Origin of the sequence: Thermophilibacter mediterraneus (assembly GCF_900119385.1) — a bacterium.
Classification (GTDB): Bacteria; Actinomycetota; Coriobacteriia; order Coriobacteriales; family Atopobiaceae; genus Thermophilibacter; species Thermophilibacter mediterraneus.
On record NZ_FPKO01000008.1, the window covers coordinates 427,669 to 447,833 of the forward strand.

Below are 20,165 nucleotides of genomic sequence, written 5' to 3' on the forward strand. Positions count from 1 at the left end.
GCGCCGGGGCCCGGCGCGCGGGGCGCGTCAGCGCGCGGCGCACCACGCGGCGGCGTGCTCGGCGAGAAGCTCGTCGGAGACGATGCTCAGGCGGACGCGGCCGAGCGCGCGGGGGGTGGCGACCATGAAGCGGTTGGAGCGGCGGAAGCGCTCCGACCTGATCTGCGCGACGAGCGCGTCGGGGTCGACCCGCGCCTCGACCGTCCCCACGCCCAGGCGCTCGAGGAGCTCGTCGAGCGTGAACATGTCATCGACGGAGAGCTGCTCGAGCCCCACGGCGAGGCGCGCCGCGAAGCGCATGCCGTCCGCGAGGAGGGCGGACTCGGGCACGTCCGGGCCCACGAGCGGCCGCAGCGCGCACGCGAGCTCGTGCCCGAACGAGATGGACTGGCGCGTGGACGCGGAGGTCGCGGAGACGACGCGCCCGCGGCCCTTGATGCTCTCGAGCAGCTCGTCGAGCAGGGCGTCGGGGTCTGCCGCGGCGAGCGCGTCAGCGGCGTCCCACAGGCGGCCGAACGACTTGTTGGAGTCGCACGTCGCCGTGGCGACCATGAGGGCGAAGGCGTGGAGGAGCTCCTCGTGGGAGGGGTCGCAGTCGAAGAGGCCCGGGTCGACCACGCAGAAGCGCGCCGCCCCGTCGTTGGAGACCATGCGCGGGGCGCCCGGCAGGTCGAGCGCCCTCGGGGTCGGACCGCAGAGCAGCGCGGCGGGCGCGGAGGTCGGCACCTCGAGCAGCGACACCCCTCCGCACCACGTCCCGCACGCGAACGACGCCACCGAGAGGGCCTCGTAGCCGCCCACGGCGACGACGATGTCCTCGGCGACGACGCCGGCGTCGGCGAGGAGCTCGTCGAGCGCCTCGACGCGGGGGAGGTCGCAGCCCCCCTCCGGCATCTCGATGCGACGGACCTCGAAGCCGGAGGAGGAGAGGTCGCGGTGCAGCGCCTCGACGAGCGCCGGATCGACGCCCCCCTCCCCCACGAGCGCCGCGACGTGCGGCTTGCCGATGGCGGTGCGCAGCTCCTTGGCCGCGCTGCCGCTGATTCCCCAGCCGCCGCGAACGTCCATGGAGACGTTGCGCATGGCGACCCACTGGCGCGCGCGGCGCGGCGCGGCGGCCCCGGACGCTTCGGTCATAGCAGGCCCCTTTCCCAGAGCAGCTGGCCGGCCTCGTGGGCCACCTGCTCGAACGTCTTGTTCCTGATGTCGATCGTGAGGTCGGCGACGCCCTCGTAGAGGGGGCGGCGCCGGTGGTACACCCGCGCGGCGTGCTCGGCCGTCCCGAGGTCGGGCCTGCGCTCCGGGCAGCGGATCTGGCGGAGCGAGTCCTCGAGGTCCCCGTCGAGGAAGAGCACGGCGCCCATCTCGTGCATGAGCGCGCAGTTCTCCGGTCGCTCGACGATGCCGCCGCCGCAGCTCACGAGCAGCGACTTGCGCGAGGCGAGGCGCGCGAGCTCGCGGGTCTCCGCGTCGCGGAAGGCGTCCTCCCCGTCCTGGGCGAAGGCCTCCGCCACCGTCTTGCCGAGCGCGCGCTCGACGAGGCGGTCGGTGTCGACGTGGGGGCGGTGGAAGAGCGAGCCGAGGTTACGCGCCAGGGTCGACTTCCCGGCCCCGAGAAAGCCCACGAAGAAGATGTGGTCGCACCCCTCGTGAACGACGTATCCCCCACCCTGCTCCGGCACAGAACCTCCCTTGCGACGAATCCGCACTCGATTCTAGCAGGGGCGGGCGCGGGGCGGGCGGCTCGAGCCGGGCGAGAGGGTCGCGCCCCCGGCTACTCCCCCTCGAAGGAGACGCCGCGCAGGGCGAGGCGCTCGAAGACGCGGAAGACGTGCGTGTACCACAGGTCGGAGCGAGACTGCGGCCGCACGAGCACGGTGCGCACGCCCGCGAGGTTTCCCGCGGCGACGTCGGTGAAGACCTGGTCGCCGAACATCACGGTCCGATCGGCGGAGGCCCCGGCGCGGCGCATGGCGCGGCGCAGCGCCCACGGGAGCGGCTTCATGGCGTGGTCCACGAACTCGACGCCGAGCTCGCGCGCGGTGCGGCTCACCTGGGAGGTGTGGAAGTTGTTGGACACCAGGCACGCTGTCATGCCTGCCGCCCGCACGCGGGCGAGCCACTCCGTGACCTCGGCGGGCGCCTCGCGGGCGTCGCGCGGGACGCAGGTGTTGTCGCGGTCCAGAAGCACCAGCTCGATGCCGGCGTCGACGAGCTCGTCGACGCTCACGAGCGGCAGCGACGCCACGTAGCGCGTGGCCCTGAAGAGCCCCATGCCCCCCTCCTACGAGTTGGCCGCGATGGCCTGCTGGTGCTCCTCGTACGTCTTGCTGAACGCGTACTCGGTCTCGCCGGCGTCGTTGGTCCAGAAGAAGAAGTAGAAGTAGCCCTCGCTGATGCCGCTCTGGTCGGGGGAGCAGACGGCCTGGAGCGACTCGAGGCCGGGGTTGCAGATCGGCGTGGGCGGCAGGCCCTGGTGGGCGTAGGTGCTGTAGGGGTCGGACTCGTCGTGGACCTCCTCGGCGGAGGGGTCGTGGCCCACCGAGTAGGCGGTCGTGGCGTCGGACTGGAGGAAGCCGTAGTTGGGCTCCCCGGTGTTGTCGAGGCGGTTGTAGAACACGGCCGCCACCATCGCGCGGGTGTTGGACGTGGACTCCTTCTCGACGATGGACGCGAGGTTGACCATCTGGGCGACCGAGAGCCCCTCGGACTCGGCGAAGCTCAGGTCGAGCGTGGAGAGCTCGGTCTGGAACTGCGCGAGCATGGTGCGGATGACCTCGTCGGCGGTGACGCCCTCGGCGTCGAAGCTGTAGGTCTTCGGGAAGAGGAAGCCCTCGAGCGAGTCGTTGCCGGCACCCTCGAGGAAGGAGAAGTCGGCCACGTAGTTGGAGGCCTTGGCCTGGGCGAGGAACTCGTCGGCGGGGATGCCGAGCGTCTCCTCGACGGCCTGCGCCACGCTCGCGACGGTGTAGCCCTCGGGGATGGTGAGGGTCGCCTCCGCGTTGGGCCCGCTCGTGAGCAGGTTGATGATGTTGGCCGTGTCGTCCCCGGTGGTGAACTCGTACGAGCCGCTCTTGATGCTCTGCTCCGCGCTCATGCGCCTGACCTGGGAGAGAAACTCGCTCTTGTTGGGGATGACGCCGGCGTCGAAGAGCGCGTCGGCGACGGCGGACGCGCCGGAGCCCTCGGGGATGGTGACGGAGACGACGTTGCCGGCCACGACGTCCTGCGTGTCGCTGGAGCCGCTGCCCGCGAGCGCCGGGACGAGCACGAGCACGATGCCAAGCACCATCGCCACGGCGACGAGGCCCAGGGCGAAGTAGGGCGCGCGGCTGCGCCTGCGGGCGCTATCGTCGCGCGCGACCGTGTGGCTCCCCGCCCGCCGGGTCGCAGCAGCCGTGCGGCTCGAGACGCGGCCGGAGGGCATGGCGGCGCGCGGCGCGCGGGCGCCGGCGGCGGGGCGCGGGGCGCGGGGCGCCTCCTGGCTCGGGGCCTCGGGGTGCGAGGCGCCGGTACCGAAGTGCGATCCGCGGCGCTTGGGGGTCTTGTCGTCGGGGGTGGCCATCGTGACCTCTCAGCTCTGCCTGGCGTCGAGCCAGGACTGAAGGAACAGGGAAGCAGCGACCATGTCCACCTTTCCGCGCATGGCGCGCTCGGAGAGGCCCTGCTCTTTCAGGATACGCTTCGCCTCGGCGGACGAGAGCCGCTCGTCGGCAAACTCCAGCGGAAGTCCGCAGGCACGCGCAATCGAGCGGGCCTGCTCAACGATGCGCTGGGCCTGGGGGCCGGCCTCTCCGGCCATCGTGAGGGGGCGCCCGCAGAGAAGGACCTCGGGCTCCCAGTCCTCGAGCACCCGGCGAAAGCTCGCCGCGTGCGCGAGGACCTCCGCCGCGGGCAGGACGCACACCGGCGAGGCGACGCGCGCGCCGGGGTCGCTCACCGCGATCCCGACGCGAACCTCACCGATGTCGAGCGCGAGGACCCGCATGGGCGCCTAGATCCCGAGCGCGGCGCGGGCCGCGTCGAGCGCCGCGTCGATGCCGGAGGGGTCGGAGCCCCCCGCCTGGGCCATGGCGGGCTTGCCGCCGCCGCGCCCGCCCACGAGCGAGGCGATCTCCTTGATGATGGAGCCGGCCGAGAAGCCGCTCGCGACGGCGCCGTCCGTGCCGCCGGCGAGCAGGGCAACCTTGCCGTCGGGCGTGGCGGAGGCGATCACGCAGGCCACGGGCTCGCCGCCGGCGGCGTCGCGGATGCCGTCCCACGCGGAGCGCATCTCCTTGCCGGAGAGCCCGTCCAGGCGCGCGACGACGACCTTGTAGCCGTCGAGCTCCACGGCGCCCCTGAACGCGTCGGCGACCTTGCCGGCGCCCGCGCCGGTCGTGGCCGCCTCGAGGGCCTTGCGGGTCTCGCGCAGCTCGGCCTGGAGCGCGGCCACGCGCTCGGCCACGTCGTCCGGGCGGCACTTGAGCTCGCGAGCGACGCCGTCGAGGGACAGCAGTCTCTCGTCGACGTACTCGATGGCGCCCATCGAGGTCACGGCCTCGATGCGGCGCGCGTTGGAGCCGACGGAGCCCTCCGAGACGATCTTGAAGAGGCCGAGGTCGGCGGTGTTGCGCGCGTGCGTGCCGCCGCAGAGCTCGCGGGAGAAGGGCTCGTCGGACTCGCCGGTGGAGACGACGCGGACGACGTCGCCGTACTTCTCGCCGAAGAGGGCGACGGCACCGGAGGCCTTGGCCTCCTCCAGGCCCATCACGCGGGTCACGACGGGCTCGGCAGCGAAGATCTCGGCGTTGACCATGCCCTCGATGCGGGCGAGCTCGTCGGCCGTGACGGCCTCGAAGTGGGTGAAGTCGAAGCGAAGGCGGTCGGGCGCGACGAGCGAGCCGGCCTGGCTCACGTGGTCGCCCAGGACGCGCTTGAGGGCGGCGTCGAGCAGGTGCGTGGCGGTGTGGTTGCGGCGGATGAGCTCGCGGCGCCCGGCGTCGATCGCGGCGGACACGACGGCGCCCACCTCGAGCGCACCCTCCTCGACCGTGGCCACGTGCGCGTAGAGCGCGCCCCTGGCCTTGGTGTCCGTCACGCGCAGGCGCGCGCCCTCGTAGGAGATGACGCCGGTGTCGCCCACCTGGCCGCCCATCTCGGCGTAGAACGGGGTGCGGTCGAGCACGACCTCGACGCGCTGGGGCGCCTCGGCGCGGTCGGTCTCGACGCCGTCGGAGACGATGGCGAGGACCGTGGCCTCCGCGGCGTCGGCGTCGTAGCCGACGAACTCCGTGGCCGCCAGGCGGTCGGACAGCGCGGTCCAGACGTCGTTGAAGGTGCCCCAGGCGTCGCGGTTGGCGGAGGCGCGGGCGCGCTCGCGCTGCTCGGTCATGCAGGCGTCGAAGGCCTCCATGTCGACGGACACGCCGCGCGCCTCGCAGATCTCGCGCGTGAGGTCGATCGGGAAGCCGTAGGTGTCGTGGAGCTTGAAGGCGACCTCGCCGGAGAGGCGCGCACCCTCCCCCAGCGCCTCGAGCTCGGACGCGAGGCTCTGCTCGCCGGCGTCGAGCGTCGCGCCGAAGCGCTCCTCCTCGGCGGCGACGATGCCGTCGATGAGCGAGCGGCTCTCGCGGATCGCGGGATAGACGTCGCCCATGAGCTCGCAGATCTTCTCGACGTAGGCGCCGAGGAACGCCCCCTCGATGCCCATGAGGCGCCCGTGGTAGACCGCGCGGCGCAGCAGGCGGCGCAGGACGTAGCCGCGGCCCTCGTTGGAGGGCAGGATGCCGTCGCCGATCATGAAGGTCACGGCGCGGGCGTGGTCGGCCACGATGCGCAGGCTTCGGTCGCGCTGGGCGTCCTCGCCGTAGGTCTTGCCGGAGAGGCGCTCGCCCACCCCGATGAGCCCCTGGAGCAGGTCGCCGTCGTAGTTGGTGGACTTGTGCTGCATGATGGCCGTGATGCGCTCGAGGCCCATGCCGGTGTCGATGTTGCGGTGCGGCAGCTCCGGCATGGAGCCGTCCTCCTGGCGGTCGTACTGCGTGAAAACGAGGTTCCAGAACTCGAGGTAGCGGTCGCAGTCATCGCAGCCCGGGCCGCAGTGCTCGCCGCCGCAGCCGAACTCCTCGCCCTGGTCGAAGTAGATCTCGGAGCACGGGCCACAGGGGCCGGTGGGGCCGGCCGCCCAGAAGTTGTCCTTCTCGCCGAGGCGGGAGATGTGGTCGTAGGGGACGCCCTGCTCGTGCCACAGCTCGATGGCCTCGTCGTCGTTCTCGAAGACGGTCATGTAGAGGCGCTCGGGCGGCAGTCCCAGGTGGTCGGGGCTGGTGATGAAGTCATAGGCCCACGCGATCGCGTCGGCCTTGGAGTAGCCGCCAAAGGAGAAGTTGCCGAGCATCTCGAAGAAGGAGAGGTGCGTGGCGTCGCCGATGTTGTCGATGTCGTTGGTGCGCAGGCACTTCTGGCAGGAGCAGGCGCCGACCTCGGGCATGGTCTTCTTGCCCTGGTAGTACTCCTTGAACTGGTTCATGCCCGCGTTGGTGAGCAGAAGCGACGGGTCGTCGGGGACGAGCGAGGACGAGGGGTACAGCTTGCAGCCCTTGCTCTCGAAGAATCGGAGGAAGTCCTCGCGGATCTCCGCGGTGGTCATGGTCTTGTAGTCGGCGGTGCTCATGTGTCTCCCCTGCGGTCGGGATCTTGTGCGCATACAAATCTGGAATTATAGCGCGTGCAGGGGTGCTGCGGGGCGCGACGCGAGGTCGGAGTCTCGACGCGAGGGGCGGGCGCCCAAGAGAGTGGTGCGCGCTAGGGACGTCCCTGCGCGCCCTCCCCCTTCGGGGCTGGGCCGCCGGGGGCGCCCGAGCCGCCGTCGGCCGGGCCCGCGGGGCCCTCCCCCGCGTCACCGGGCGCGCGGTCGTGCAGGCGGGCGAGGCCGGCGAGCAGGCGCGAGCGCTCGATGAAGGTGTCGTCGTCGAGGGCGTCGAAGGTGGGCAGGGGGCGCCCGGAGGCGTCGTTGAAGGGGGTGCTCCCGAAGAGCGCGCCCTCGAGCGAGACCAGCTGGCGTCCGGTGTGGGACTCAAAGTAGTAGACGAAGAAGCCCTTGATGGCGGCCGTGAGCGGCACGGCGAGCACCATGCCGACCGCGCCCCCCAGCGCCCCTCCCGTGATGATGCCCACGAGCGAGAGCGCGGGGTGGATCTTGACGGCGGAGCGCATGACGAGCGGAGAGAGCACGTTGTCGGTGACGTTTTGCGCCACCACGGTGATGACGAGGGTCCAGAACGCCACGACCGGGCTCACGAAGAGGCCGAGCAGCACGGCCGAGATCGACGAGAGGAACGGCCCGATGACCGGCACGAAGTGCAGCACGAAGGTGGCGATGCCGAGCAGGCCGGCGTAGGGGTGGCCGAGCAGCGCCAGGCCGGCGGCGACCATGGCGCCGTTGGCGAGCGAGGTGATGAGGGTGCCGCGCATGTAGCCGCCCATCGAGCGGCTGAGGACGGCGAAGGTGAGGACCATGTCCTCGTCGTGCTCGGGACCGGCGATGACGGCGAGCTCGCGCATGATCTTGGGGTAGTCGAGCGCGAACCAGTACGCCAGGATCAGCCCGAGGAAGAAGGTCACGAAGTGCCCGGCGAGGTCGGTGAGGTTGGCCACGAGGCCGGTGGAGAGGTTGCGCGCGAGGTCGGAGGCGATGTCGGACCCCGCCTCGGTGAGCATGCCCACGAGCGCGTTGACCACGTTCTGGACGTTGGTGTTGCCGGAGGTGCCGAAGGTGTCCCAGAAGGTCGTGAGCGCGTCCTGGATCTGGGAGACGTAGGTGGGCACGCTCCTGAGAAGGTCCATGAGCTCGCGGGCGAAGGGGCCCACGAACAGCGCCACCACGACGACGATCGCGGCGACCACCGTCACGAGCGCCAGGAGCGCCGCGAGGCCGCGCGGCACGTGCCGGTCCTCGAGCCAGTTGGTGACGGGGCTGCAGACGAAGCCCACGATGATGCCGATGAGCAGCAGCTCGACAGCCTGCCCCACGATAGCGAGGCCGCGCACCGCGAGCAGGAACAGCAGGGCCACCCCCACGATGGCCCAGGCTATGGTCGCGCGCATGCGCCACTTCTCGTAACGCGTCATGTCCCTCCTTAGGAAGCAACGGGGCGGGCCGGGGCGCTCGCGCCCCGGCGCCACGGGCGGGCGGGGCGCCCCGTCACGAGCGCATGAGCCCCTCGGGGTCGATCTTGTCCTGGATCCGGCGCAGGGTCCTCCGCAGCAGGCGCGAGACCTGGACCTGCGAGATGCCCAGGCGCTCCGCGATCTCCACCTGCGTGAGGCCCTCGTCGAAGCGCATCCTGACGACCTCCTGCTCGCGCGGGGAGAAGTCGGCGATCGCCTGCTCGAGCACGATCCGGTCGTCGGAGGCGGCGAGCTCGGGGTCCTCCGTGGCGTAGTGGTCGATGACCGACGGCGCCTCGTCGTCCTCGCCGGACCCGCCCCCCTCGAGGGGAACGGAGCTGTAGGCGCTCGAGGACTCCATGGCCTCGAGGACCTCGTCGACCGTCGAGCCTAGGTGCTCGGCGATCTCGGCCACCGAGGGGCTCCTCTGCAGCCGGTTGGTGAGCTCGTCGGTGGCCTGGTTGACCTTGGCGGAGAGCTCCTGAAGGCGGCGCGGCACGCGCACCGACCAGCCCTTGTCGCGGAAGTGGCGCTTGATCTCGCCCATGATGGTGGGCGTCGCGTAGGTGGTGAACTCGAGGCCGCGCTCGGGGTCGAAGCGGTCGATGGCCTTGATGAGGCCGATGGTGCCCACCTGCACGAGGTCCTCGAGGGACTCGCCGCGGTTCTTGAACTTCGACGCGAGGAAGCGCACCAGGTTGAGGTGGCTCACGATGAGCTGGTCGCGCGCGTCGGCGTCGCCCTCCTGCTTGAAGCGGCGGAAGAGCTCCCGTGTCCGGTCCTTGTCCCACGCCTCCCTGCCGGAGGAGGCGCGTCGCGCTGCGCGCTCCGCGGCTCGCTCGGCCGATCCCCTACTCGTCATGGGCGTCCCCCGCCCGCTTGACGAGGTGCAGGACGCGACCGTCCTCGGACACGGAGAACACGTCGCACACGGCGGAGAGAAGGACCTCGACGAGGTCGATCGACTCGTCGGCGGGCTCCCGCTCGCCGAGCTCGAAGTCGATCCCCATGGTGCTGCCCTCGAGCGAGAAGGTCACGCTGACCCGCTCGGGAGCGGTTGCGCAGGCGTAGACGAAGCCCTCCTCGGCGATCATGCGGACGTCCTCGACGTCCTCGACGCTCATGTCGCAGCAGACGGCGAGCGTCGAGGCGGTCATGCGGACCGAACGGGCGAAGTCCGCCTCCGCGGGGACGCACAGACTGACGTTCTTCTCGGCCATCACAGCTCCTCGGTGACGCGTGCCTCGTCGGCGGAGCCGGCGGACACGGTAGTGTACTCGACATAGCGCGTGGGGGCGCTCTCCTCCCGCTGCGGCGCGGGCGCTTCGTCCGCGCGCTCCTGGTCCTGCGCTCGCGGCGCCCCCTCGAGGCGCGCCGCCTCGTGCGACGGGCCCCCCTTGAGGCGCGAGACCACGCTCGCCACCCCCGACACGGCGCTCTCCGCCGCGCGGTTGACGGCGTCGGTGACGCTCGACGCGGTGCCAGAGACGGTGGAGACGTCCTCGAGGACGCCGTTCAGGCTCTTGAAGGCGTCGTCGACCGAGCCGGCGGCCGCCTCGGCCTCCTCGATGAGCGGCACGAGACGCTTGGAGGCGGGCTCGAGCTCGTCCGCGATGCCGTCGAGCTTGGCGACGACGGGCTGAGCCTGCTCGACGACCTCGGTCACGGTGGAGATTGCCTCGGTGGCGGATGCCGTGAGCTTGGAGATGTCCCTGCGCGCGGAGCGCATGGTGAGCGCGATCTCGACGACGGCCCACACGGCTATGACGACGAGCACGAGCACGGCGATCTGCAGGTAGTCCATTGCGCCCTCCTTAGGCGTCCTCTCCGGGGCGCGCGCCCCGAACCTCTATTCTACCCAACCGCGGCGTCACCGATCCCGCGGGCGGGGCCGTTTCCGGGGGGCCCCTCCCCCCTGCGCCTCGAGGACGTCGCGGCCGATGGCCTCCTGGCGCCACGCCTCCCAGCCGCGCGGGCTCGCGTGGTAGAAGCAGCCCCGCTCGAGGCCCTCGGGCAGGTAGCGCTGCGCAACCCATCCGCCCGGGTAGTTGTGCGGGTAGAGGTAGGCGCCGTACTCGTCCGAGCCGGGGCGGTGCCGGTCGCGCAGGTAGCTCGGGACCTCGCGGCGCGGGCCGCGCCGCACCTCCTCGAGCGCGGCGTCGATGCCGGCCTCCGCCGCGTTCGACTTGGGGGCGAGCGCCACGTACGTGGCCGCCTGCGCCAGGTTGATGCGGCACTCGGGCATCCCGATGACCTCGGTGGCGCGGAACGCCGCGTGCGCCACGAGCAGGGCCTGGGGGTCGGCGTTGCCAACGTCCTCCGAGGCGCAGATCATGATGCGCCGCGCGATGAACTTGGGGTCCTCCCCCGCGTCGAGCATGCGGGCGAGCCAGTAGAGCACCGCGTCGGGGTCGCTCCCGCGCATGGACTTGATGAACGCGGAGATGACGTCGTAGTGCATGTCGCCCGACTTGTCGTAGGGCAGGCCGCGGCGCGGGTTGGCCTCGAGGACGTGCTCGCGCGTGATGGTCGCGGGCGCGGCGTCCCCGTCCCCCTCCGGCGGGTCCACCATCTGGCTCGCGAGCTCGAGCGAGGTGAGCGCGGCGCGGCCGTCGCCGCCGGCGAGGGTCACGATCTCGTCCTCGGCATCGGGGGCGAGCTCGTAGGCGCCGGCGAGGCCCTCGGGGGCCGCGAGCGCGCGCTCGACGAGCTCGCGGACGGACGAGTCGTCGAGGGCGGTGAGCTCGACGACGCGGCTCCTGCTGATGAGGGCCGAGTTGACCTCGAAGTAGGGGTTCTCGGTCGTGGCGCCGACGAGCACCACGACGCGGTCCTCCACCGCGTGCAGCAGCGCGTCCTGCTGGCTTCGGTTGAAGCGGTGGATCTCGTCGACGAACAGGATGGTGCGCCTCCCGAGCGAGAGCAGGCGGCTCTCGGCCGCGTCGATCTCCCTGCGAAGGTCCTTCACCGTGCCGGTGATGGCGCTCACCTCGACGAACTCCGCGTGGGTGGTGTTGGCGATGATGCGCGCGAGCGTAGTCTTCCCCGTGCCGGCGGGACCGTACAGGATGACCGACGAGAGGGTGTCGTGCTCGATGGCGCGGCGCAGCCAGCTCCCCGCCCCGACGGCCTTCTCCTGGCCGACGTAGCCGTCGAGCGTGGTGGGCCGCATGCGGGCCGCGAGCGGCGCGTTCTGGTTTTTGCGCGCGGTCTCGACGCGCGTGAACAAGGTATCCATGGGAACGATTGTACGCCATCGACCGGACGCGCTGGGCGCCGGCGGCGTGCAAAAGTGACTGTCCCCTTTGCACGCTACCCCAGGTGCTCCGCCACGAAGTCGTCCACGGTCCCCCAGTAGAGCTCGGGGTCCGTGCTCGCGGAGAGGGCGTGGCCCGCCCCGGGCACGACGAGGCGCTCCTTGTGCTCGCTCGCGCACGCCTCGTAGCACTCGTCGAGCATCGAGAAGGGCACGAAGTCGTCCTCGTCGCCGTGGATGAAGAGCATAGGGACGCTCGCGCGGCGCAGGCTCTCCACGGAGGAGGCCGCCTCGAAGGTGTAGCCCGCGCGCATGAGGCACGCCGCGTCCGCGACGTTGAGGATCGGGAAGCTCGGCAGGCCGAAGACCTCCCCCAGCTGGAGCTCGAACTCGTCCCAGACGCTCGTGTAGCCGCAGTCCTCGACGATCAGGCGCACGTTCTCGGAGAGGCCGTCCATGCCCGAGGCCATCATCACCTCCGCGCCGCCCATGGAGGTTCCGAAGAGCATCACGCGCGCCTCGGGGTCGCGCGCCACGATGTCGTCGACCCAGCCCAGGAGGTCCTGCGCGTCCCCCCAGCCCATCTGGATGAGGCCGGTGTCCGCGTTTCGCTCGTGCCCGCGCGCGGCGGGGGCGAGCACGTCCATGCCCATCTGCGCGAAGTGGTAGGCGTACTTGGCCATGTCGGCCGGCTCCCCCGCGTAGCCGTGGCAGACCACCGCCCAGGTGTGGCCGTCGTCATAGGCGCCGCCCTCCGCGCCCGCGAGCTCCCAGCCCAGGAGCACCGTGCCGTCCTCGGCCCGGTGGGACACGCTGCGGCCCTCGGCCTCGAACCAGGACGCCGCCTCCTCGGCGTATGCCGCGTCGCGCTTGGGCGCGCCGGCGTAGTCCGCCGAGACCTCCGCCTCCCCCGACGCCATGGAGCGCGCCATCGACACCTCGGCGCGCGGGTTGAGCGCGAAGTCCACGAGGAAGTTGCCCGCCAGGCCCAGGCCCGCGATCGCGAGCGCGACGACCGCCGCCGCCACGACGGCGACGACCCTCGTGGTTCTTCTCGACAGCGACATGAGGCTCCCCCTTCCCCGGGCTGCCGTTGCGTGGCGGGGCCGCCCCGGGACCGCCCCTGCTCCTGGACGGCCATTCTAGCGCTGTTCGGCCGGCCGGAGGGCGCAGGCGGGGACGTGCCGACAAGAAGCGCGGGCAAGTGGGTAGTGCGCCCCGCCGGCGTCGCCGAGACGGCCCGTCCTGCCAAAAACTCGCCGCGGTTGGGCATAACGTTTGATGCTCGAGGGGAGACGCGCGGCCTTCGGACGCGAACACGGGAGCTCGTCCTTCTCGCTACCTGCGGTTTTGTGGCAAGGAAGAGAGACGCGGCCCTCCAGTGACCCCAACTACATCAAAAATGCTACCCAATCGCCCAGGGTTCTTGTCGAAACCGCCGGGTTGGCGTGCGCGGGCCCGCGGGCGGCCGTCGGGGCGCGAGCTGGCGCGCACGGGCCCGCGGGCGGCCGGCCGGCGCGGGCGGGCTCGCAGGGCGGGGGCCCGGCCCCCTATGCGAGCGTGCCGGCGGAGAAGTACCCGCGGCTCGGGAAGAGGCCCGCGGCCTCCGGGAACACGGCCTCGCAGGTGGCGACGAAGTAGTCGTCGGTCATCGAGGAGATGAAGTCGACGACGGTCTGGTCGGGGTCGGACTCCCAGTCGTAGGAGCGACCGTAGTAGGAGAGCCGCCGCTCGGTGGGCCGCACGTGATGGGAGAAGATCGCCGCGGACTCGTCGCCTGCGGCGAGCGCCTCGAGCTCGTGCTCGTAGAGCGCGCCGAAGAGCTCGGCGACCTCGTGCGAGAAGTCGCCGTTGACCTCACCCGCCCCGTAGATCTTCTCGTAGTTCTCGCGCTTGGCGCGGCGCATCTCGGCGAACCCCTCGGCGCTCATCTCGATGCGGTCGCGCCCCACGCTGTGCTCGATGACGTCGCTCACGAAGGCGGCGAGCGCCCACGCGTTGTAGCCGCCGCCGAGCCCGTCGTCAAAGGTGTCCTCGCGGCAGAGCCCGGCGCGGATGGCGTCCTGCCGGTCCTTGCCCACGTAGGCGATGATGTCGGACACGCGCACCACGCAGCCCTCGAGCGTCATCGGGCGCAGGTGAGAGATGGTCTCGTCGCCGCACTCCCAGCACGACGCCACCACGCGGTCGAAGGTGTCGAACTCCGCGAGCCCGCTCGTCTCGAACGCCTGCTGCTCGAACTCGCCGTTGTGGCAGAGGGCCCCGTCGAGCGTCTGCAGGCTGACGTTGCGCCCCGCGAGGACGTCCACCACACGCACGCTCTGCACGTTATGGAAGAACCAGCGCCCCGTGCGGGCGTGGAAGACGTCGTTCAGGAAGCGCTCCCCCGCGTGCCCGAACGGCGTGTGGCCGATGTCGTGCGCGAGCGCGATGGCCTCGATGAGGTCGAGGTTGAGCCCGAGCGCGCGCCCGATGTCGCGCGCCACGCGCGCCACGAGCTGCACGTGCAGGCCGCGGCGGCAGAGGTCGTCGTTCGCGCGGAACGAGAAGACCTGGGTCTTGCCCGCGAGGCGGTTGTAGGAGGGCAGGTGCACGACCTTCTCGGCGTCGCGCACGAAGGCGGGGCGGACCGCGGTGTCGCGGTCGCGCTCGCAGGGGTCGCGCCTGATGGCGGAGGCGTCGCGGCAGGCGAACGGAGAGAGGGCCCCCGACGAGAGGCGCTCGGACACGGCGCGCGCGGCGTCGGCCGAGAGCCTCCCGGGGAGGCCCGGTGCGAGTCTGTTCACGAGCTCCGCCACGGCGCGCCTAGCCGTTGGCGACGATGCAGCCCATGTCGAGGCGGCGCTCCCAGAGGCCCGAGGCGCCCTCGAAGCCGCAGCGGGCGTAGATGCCGCCGAACTGGCCGCGGAAGAGGAAGAGGCCGGCGATGGAGCGGGCGCGGAGCTTCTCGGCGGGGTCGAAGCCGCCGTCGACGGCGTCGCCGCCGACCACCACGGGCGTCTCGAAGGCGGGCTTGTAGGCCTGGACGACGCCGCCCTCCTCGGCGCAGGCGAGCAGGACGCGCCACCAGTCGTCGGTGGTCTCGCAGTCGACGCCGGCCACGGCCTGGGCGATGTCGTAGGCGCCGGCGGGGCGGGCGAGCCAGGAGTCCTTGTCGGCCAGGTAGGGCGCGAGGTCGGTGTCGGGGGCGAGGGAGTGGGTCTCGATCACGTGGGCGCGCACGAAGGCGAGCTCCTGGGCGTCGAGCACGGACTCCGCCGCGTCGGAGCACAGCACCGAGAAGAGCTCGTTGGTCGAGGCGGGCCAGGGGCGGAAGCCGCCGATCACGCAGGCGAGGCCGCGGCGGGCGGCCTCCACGAGGGCGTCGACGCCGTCGCAGGGCTTCTCGACCATCTCGCTCACGAGGACGCGACGGTAGACGCAGGCGATGGGGCCCTCGGAGTCCACGAGGCGGCGCACGCCGGCGGCCTCCTCGATGCGCAGGTCGCGGATGTCGACGAAGCGCGCGAAGACGCCCTCGTCGGCCATGCGCTCGATGATGTCCTCGAACTCGGCGGGGGTGGCGCTCTCCGGGTAGTCCACGATGCCCACGACCGGGCGGTCGGGGTGGTGGCTGCCCTCGTCGGCGTTCGCCCAGGAGGTGTAGGTCTCGCGCAGCGCGGCGATGACGCCGTCGGCGATGTCGAAGGTCTCGATGGAGCGGTGGCGCTCGGCGAAGCGACGGTAGGTCTCGGTTCGCTGGATGGCGCGGGTGACGTCGACGGCTGCCGTGGTGCCCTTGGCGCTGTCGGTGGTGACGCCGGTGAAGGTGAAGTCGCCGCTCTCCTCGTCAAAGAGCACGTCGAGGCGGGCGAAGGGGATGAGCTGCTCGTAGCCGGTGGGGACGAGGGTCAGCTCCTCGACCTCCGGGGAGAGGCGGAACAGCGCGCGGAAGTCGGGGTCGGAGAGGTAGCGCTGAGTGACCTTCTCCATGATGCGGCCCATGGTCTGGGCGGCGTCGGCGAGGACGTCCACCTCGGAGGTGGTGAAGACCTTGGGCGTGAGGGTCCAGGTGGAGGTGCCGGACTGGTCGTAGATCGGGTGGGAGGCCTCGAGGTAGGCGTTGCCGGCGGCCTTGCCCTCGACGTCACCACCCAGCTCGCATGCGATGTCGCAGAACTCGTTCTCGAGCGCAAGACTCTGAAGGTTGTTCATCGTTGCTCCCTTGAGCGCGGTGTGCGGGGGCGCGCGGCCAAAACCCCGCGCGCGGCGTGCATTGTAGGTGTTAGTGACACCATGCGCAAATGACCGGACGAAAATAGTTGATTTGTGAATCCTTGGTGGAGAGCTCCGCCGCAGTGGCGGACACGCGTGCGGGAGGGCCGGCGCCGCCGGAGCCGGCGGCGCGCGGGCGCGCGCTACGACACGTACCAGAGGCCGTCGGCGTCCGCGACGGAGAACCCCATCGAGCGCTCGAGCGCGAGCGAGGCATCGTTGTCGGGCCAGACCGCCGCCCACGCGACGTTGCCCGCCTCGACCGTGGCGGCAACCTTCGCCGCGGCGAGCGTCGTGCCCCACCCGCGGCGGCGCGCGGGCTCGAAGACCTCGAGCATGCCCATCGAGCCGTCGGCGTGCTCGCCGACGAACCCCACGAGCCTCCCCTCCTCGAAGCCGCCGAGGAACGCCCCGGCGTCGAGCAGCGCCTCGAGCTCCCCGGGCGCGAGGTACTCGGGGTGCGCGTAGTGCTCGCGGATCGCGCCGGCATAGGCGCTCGTGAGCACGCGGACGTCGCGCGCGGCGTCCGCGGCGGGGGCGTCGCCCTCCCACGTGACGAGGTGGCAGGGGCGCGCGGTCCCCCCGACGGCGCGGACGACCTCGCGGGCCAGGCGGCGCTCGCCGCACACGGTGACGACGCCGCGCGCGCCCAGGCACGTGAGCGCCCGGCCCACGACGCCGCGGCGGGACGCCCACACGAGCGTCGAGCCGCCGGGGACCGCCACGATCACCGCGCCCTTGTCGGCCAGCAGCACCTCGCCGATGCCGCGGCGCAGCGCCTCGGCGACCGGCAGCGCCCCCGACCCCGCACGCTCGCACACCGCGAGCGCTATGGTGCGGCGCTGCTCCGGGGTGGCCCACGTGGCGTCCACGACGAAGGAGAGCCGCTCCGCGAGCATGCGCTGGCCCGCGGGCGAGGGGTGGTCGGACCCGTCGGCGAGAAGCGCCCCGAGGTCGTCGGCGTCGAGCAGGGCGGACCCGTTCACGAGGCGCATCTGCGGGTGGCGCGCCGCGGCGGCGCAGATGATGCCCTCGACGGCGTCCGCGCAGCTGCGCGGGTTGGTCGGGTAGCGCTCCTCCAGGTGCGGCAGCGGCGTGAGCACCCAGGTGGGCACGTCCGGCCACGCCTCGGCGACCTCGTAGAGGTAGACGAGCGCCTCGCGCTCGACGCGGGACGCCTGGCACGGCTCGTAGCGGTAGTTCTCGCCGAACTCCACGACGATGGCGTCCGGGCGCACCAGCTCGGAGAGCCCGGCGAGCGACCCGGGCTGGAAGACCTGCCCGCCCACGCCCTGGTTCAGGAGGTCGAGGCCGAGGTGGGCGGCGAGCAGGGCCGTCCACGACCCGCCGCCCCCGCACGACACGAAGCCCTGGGCGACGGAGTCACCGAGCACGAGCAGCGTCCCGCGCGGCGCGACGGGCTCGAGGTAGGTGCCGTCGGCCGAGACCTCGCGCACCGCGCACGAGGTCAGGCACGGCAGCCACGCGCGCACGCGGTGCGGCTCGCCCATGCCGGGCAGCGGAAGGCGCACGAGGCCCGGCTCGGGGGCGCTCAGCGGGTCGTCGAGCGAAAACTCCACGACGCCGCGCTCGTCGGGGACCATGGGCGGCAGGAGCCTGCCGTCGATCTCGACGGAGACGCCGTCGTAGGGCGGCGTGGGGCCGCCCTCGCACGCGGCGACGTCGGCGAGCACCGCCCCGGTCCCGCGCGGGAACTCGTCCATGCGCACCTCGATGCGGGCGCGCGTCGCGTCCGTCGAGAACTCGACCGCCACGCCCGCCGTGCAGGACGCCATGGCGCGGTAGAGCCCCGGGTGCCACGCGCGCACGCTCCCGAGCGCGCGCAGCTGCGCGGGGGCGAAGCGCTGGGGTCGGACCCAGCCGTCCTTCTCGGCTACGGTATCGAGGGCGCCGTGCAGCAGGTCTGCCGCACGCGCGACGGTGGCGAGGCTCATGTGGTCCCTCTTGTGTCAGGGGTGCAGGACTGGCAGACCATTGTACATGCTCGGCGCGCGGCGACCGCCCCGGGCCGGCGCCCCGCCCCTACTCCCCCTCGCCGACGGGCTCGTAGACCTCCTCGCCCGTGTCGAGGCACAGCACGAGCACCTGCCCGAGCCCCGCGCCGCCCGCGGCGCAGCAGTCGATGTCCCAGCGGTCGCCGCCCACGCGCACCATGCGCGCGAGGCCGTCCGGGCCCAGGGGCTCTCGGTCGACCTCGGAGGCCATGCGCTCGAGGTAGGGGGTCGGGGTGTGGCCCGCCACGACCACGGGGCCGGTGCCGTCCTCGCCGGACAGGCCGCGCGGCGCGCCCCAGAACTCCTCGCGGATCCACGAGAGGTCCTCGGGGTCCTGCGCGCGCAGGTAGGCGGCCGTCGTGCGGTCGTTCCAGACCGAGGGCAGCAGCACCCTGCCCATGCGCACGCCCGCGTGCACGAGCACGTAGCGGCGCTCCCCCACCGTCGCCTGGGCCCAGCGCGGCAGCCCGCGCACCCAGTCGACGAGATCGTTTGCCTCGTCCTCGTCGAGGGCAGCCAGCCCCTCCGAGGTCCGCGCGCCGCCGTTCATGCCCCAGTTCATGGTCGCGAGCGGGTCGCTCGGGTCGTTCAGGCACGCCATCATGAGGTCCTCGTGGTTGCCCATGAGCACGCACGCGTTGGGCAGCGAGCGGCAGACCCTGAGCACCCCGACCGGGTCGGGCCCGCGGTCGATCATGTCGCCCAGGCAGAAGAACCGGTCGTCGTCGGAGGGCGAGATGCGCATCAGGGCGCGCTCGAGCGGCGCGCGGTGACCGTGCACGTCCGAGAAGACGTATGTGGCCATGTGCGAGTCCCCCATCCTGTCACGCGGCTCCCGCCGCCCTGCCTCAAGCCTAGCACCTGCGCAGCTCAGCGACCACGCCCGGCTGGCGAGCGGTCGAGAAGGACCTCTAGGAGCGCCTCGAGCGGCGACGGACGCGCAGCTCGCGCATGCGCCACGCGCTCATGGACCCCGCCTCCACGACGCGCGGCGGCAGGGGGCCGTCGGCGGCGCGGCGGACCTGGTCGACGACCTCGGACATCGTCGCGTCGAAGCGGTCGCGGCCGAGGCGGCACTCCCACACCACCACGACGGTCCAGCCCGACGAGACCAGAAGCGCGCAGTCACGGGCGTCGCGCGCCCGATTGCGCTCGAACTTCGCCTCCCAGAACTCGGGGTGCGTCTTGGGGCGCGAGGGGGAGCAGTGCGGGCAGCGATGCCAGAAGCAGCCGTGCACGAAGATGGCCACGCGACGGCCCGGGAAGCAGATGTCGGGGCGCCCGGGGGCCTTCTTCCAGTGCAGGCGGTAGCCCGTGAGCCCGGCGGCGCGCAGGGCGGCGCGGACCTTGAGCTCGGGCTTGGTGTTCTTGCTTCGGTTCGCCTGCATGACGTGGCGCGTCGCCTCCGAGGAGGCGGCCGGCACGCCGGCGCGCGCTACCACCGGGGCGCCTCGCCGGGCTCGGCGACGTCGCCCTCGAAGTTGACGTCGCGCGTGAGCTCGCGCGCGGCCGCGACGTCGAACCCCTCCGAGAAGAGCTCGTCCACGGTGGGGAGCACGCGGGCGCGCGCCGCGTCGAAGAGGTCCCAGAACCCCGCGGTGGAGACCTCGTGGGTGAAGGGGTTCTCCCAGGGCGCGTGCGCGCGGTTGTCGAAGTCGGAGACGTCCTCGGGACGCGCGCGGTGCGACATCGACATCACGAGCGAGAAGGGCGAGCGCGTGACCGCGCGCTCGACGGCGGCGAGGGCGGCGCGCTTGCGGCCGGAGGGCGAGTCGAAGACGCGCTGGACCAGGCGGAACTCGCGGACGGCCGTGGAGAAGGTCCTCGGGTCGATGGCGCGCTCGAAGACCCAGAGCGCCACGTAGAAGTAGACCTTGTCGACTGCGGCGAGCACGGCGGACGACCCCTGGAGCGTCCGCTCGTGCGGGCGCCAGCGCTCGACGGTGCGGCCCGTGAGCGCGTGGAGGGCCATCTCGTCGAAGTCGCGCTCGACCTCGGCGTGGACCCGCGACGCCGCGGACCCGTCGAGCCCGGGCACCCCCGCCGAGGTGAGGCCGCTTTGCCAGTGGTAGACGAAGGGGTGCATCGTGGAGTCGAGCAGCCAGTGGCACGCGAAGCCCGCCACGTAGGCGCGCGCGACCTGGCGCTCGCGGCCGTCGAGGCGCAGCGCGGCCTCGCGCATGGCGACCATGAGGTCGGCGGGGCTGCACTCGTGGAGGGCGCCCCCGAGCGGCGACCACTTGTGCATGAGCGGGTCGACCACGAGGTAGAAGAGCGGGTCGGGACCCTGGTTGCCCAGGCGGAACGCGTCGCGCTCGTCAACGGAGCGCATGCCCAGTACCTCGGAGACGTCCTCCAGGACGCCCCGACCGAAGAGATCGTGCGTGAGAATCGCAGGCATGGCGGCCCTTTCGTCGTTTCCTCCCCCGATTATGCCACGGCGCGCCGCGCGCGTGACGGGCGGAGGCCGAGGGCGCCCCCGGCACCAC

The 20,165-nt window shown here is 72.2% G+C and carries 18 protein-coding genes; all 18 read right to left on the reverse strand.

Features of this window, described 5'->3' with window-relative positions; all coding sequences use genetic code 11:
* Window positions 1–27 precede the first annotated feature (27 nt).
* The 18 genes from BQ7106_RS03985 to BQ7106_RS04070 all read right to left on the reverse strand — a co-directional run bounded on the left by BQ7106_RS03985 (window position 28) and on the right by BQ7106_RS04070 (window position 20,077).
* Complete coding sequence (locus tag BQ7106_RS03985; RefSeq protein WP_072371584.1) at window positions 28–1,137, reverse strand: hypothetical protein; 1,110 nt, start codon at window positions 1,135–1,137, stop codon at window positions 28–30.
* On the reverse strand, window positions 1,134–1,682 hold the full coding sequence (locus BQ7106_RS03990) for a shikimate kinase (RefSeq protein WP_072371587.1): 549 nt from the start codon (window positions 1,680–1,682) through the stop codon (window positions 1,134–1,136). Before BQ7106_RS03990 ends, BQ7106_RS03985 begins: the two co-directional genes overlap by 4 nt.
* Window positions 1,683–1,774: 92 nt before the next feature.
* Window positions 1,775–2,275 carry a YqeG family HAD IIIA-type phosphatase gene (locus BQ7106_RS03995; protein WP_072371590.1) on the reverse strand — a complete coding sequence of 167 codons (501 nt, stop codon included), beginning with the start codon at window positions 2,273–2,275 and terminating at the stop codon, window positions 1,775–1,777.
* 9 nt (window positions 2,276–2,284) lie between these two features.
* Window positions 2,285–3,565 (reverse strand): endolytic transglycosylase MltG, encoded by a 1,281-nt coding sequence (gene mltG, locus BQ7106_RS04000; protein ID WP_072371593.1) that lies wholly within the window; start codon window positions 3,563–3,565, stop codon window positions 2,285–2,287.
* Window positions 3,566–3,574: 9 nt separating this feature from the next.
* The gene (ruvX, locus tag BQ7106_RS04005) at window positions 3,575–3,988 is read right to left on the reverse strand and encodes a Holliday junction resolvase RuvX (protein WP_072371596.1); all 414 of its coding nucleotides are present in this window, start codon (window positions 3,986–3,988) and stop codon (window positions 3,575–3,577) included.
* Between the two features lie 6 nt (window positions 3,989–3,994).
* Entirely contained in the window at window positions 3,995–6,655 is a 2,661-nt protein-coding gene (alaS, locus tag BQ7106_RS04010) for an alanine--tRNA ligase (protein ID WP_072371599.1), read from the reverse strand.
* A gap of 131 nt (window positions 6,656–6,786) precedes the next feature.
* Window positions 6,787–8,112 carry an AI-2E family transporter gene (locus tag BQ7106_RS04015; RefSeq protein WP_072371602.1) on the reverse strand — a complete coding sequence of 442 codons (1,326 nt, stop codon included), beginning with the start codon at window positions 8,110–8,112 and terminating at the stop codon, window positions 6,787–6,789.
* A gap of 73 nt (window positions 8,113–8,185) precedes the next feature.
* Window positions 8,186–9,013: a SigB/SigF/SigG family RNA polymerase sigma factor gene (locus BQ7106_RS04020; RefSeq protein ID WP_072371605.1), complete on the reverse strand. Its 828-nt coding sequence runs from the start codon at window positions 9,011–9,013 to the stop codon at window positions 8,186–8,188.
* A complete protein-coding gene (locus BQ7106_RS04025) occupies window positions 9,003–9,371 on the reverse strand; it encodes an ATP-binding protein (protein ID WP_072371608.1) in 369 nt (122 codons plus the stop codon). The genes BQ7106_RS04020 and BQ7106_RS04025 overlap by 11 nt, the downstream gene beginning before the upstream one ends.
* Window positions 9,371–9,955 carry a hypothetical protein gene (locus BQ7106_RS04030; protein WP_072371611.1) on the reverse strand — a complete coding sequence of 195 codons (585 nt, stop codon included), beginning with the start codon at window positions 9,953–9,955 and terminating at the stop codon, window positions 9,371–9,373. Before BQ7106_RS04030 ends, BQ7106_RS04025 begins: the two co-directional genes overlap by 1 nt.
* Window positions 9,956–10,021: 66 nt before the next feature.
* Window positions 10,022–11,389: a replication-associated recombination protein A gene (locus BQ7106_RS04035; protein ID WP_072371614.1), complete on the reverse strand. Its 1,368-nt coding sequence runs from the start codon at window positions 11,387–11,389 to the stop codon at window positions 10,022–10,024.
* Window positions 11,390–11,463: 74 nt separating this feature from the next.
* A complete protein-coding gene (locus tag BQ7106_RS04040) occupies window positions 11,464–12,474 on the reverse strand; it encodes an alpha/beta hydrolase (RefSeq protein WP_072371617.1) in 1,011 nt (336 codons plus the stop codon).
* Between the two features lie 483 nt (window positions 12,475–12,957).
* Entirely contained in the window at window positions 12,958–14,193 is a 1,236-nt protein-coding gene (locus BQ7106_RS04045) for a deoxyguanosinetriphosphate triphosphohydrolase family protein (protein WP_072372052.1), read from the reverse strand.
* Window positions 14,194–14,212: 19 nt separating this feature from the next.
* Window positions 14,213–15,601 (reverse strand): hypothetical protein, encoded by a 1,389-nt coding sequence (locus BQ7106_RS04050; protein WP_072371620.1) that lies wholly within the window; start codon window positions 15,599–15,601, stop codon window positions 14,213–14,215.
* 203 nt (window positions 15,602–15,804) lie between these two features.
* Window positions 15,805–17,616, reverse strand: coding sequence for a GNAT family N-acetyltransferase (locus BQ7106_RS04055; protein WP_072371623.1), 1,812 nt, complete (start codon window positions 17,614–17,616; stop codon window positions 15,805–15,807).
* Between the two features lie 88 nt (window positions 17,617–17,704).
* Window positions 17,705–18,481 carry a metallophosphoesterase family protein gene (locus tag BQ7106_RS04060; protein WP_072372055.1) on the reverse strand — a complete coding sequence of 259 codons (777 nt, stop codon included), beginning with the start codon at window positions 18,479–18,481 and terminating at the stop codon, window positions 17,705–17,707.
* A 106-nt stretch (window positions 18,482–18,587) separates the two neighbouring features.
* Window positions 18,588–19,118 (reverse strand): very short patch repair endonuclease, encoded by a 531-nt coding sequence (locus tag BQ7106_RS04065; protein ID WP_072371626.1) that lies wholly within the window; start codon window positions 19,116–19,118, stop codon window positions 18,588–18,590.
* The gene (locus BQ7106_RS04070; protein ID WP_072371629.1) at window positions 19,112–20,077 is read right to left on the reverse strand and encodes a hypothetical protein; all 966 of its coding nucleotides are present in this window, start codon (window positions 20,075–20,077) and stop codon (window positions 19,112–19,114) included. Before BQ7106_RS04070 ends, BQ7106_RS04065 begins: the two co-directional genes overlap by 7 nt.
* Window positions 20,078–20,165 lie beyond the last annotated feature (88 nt).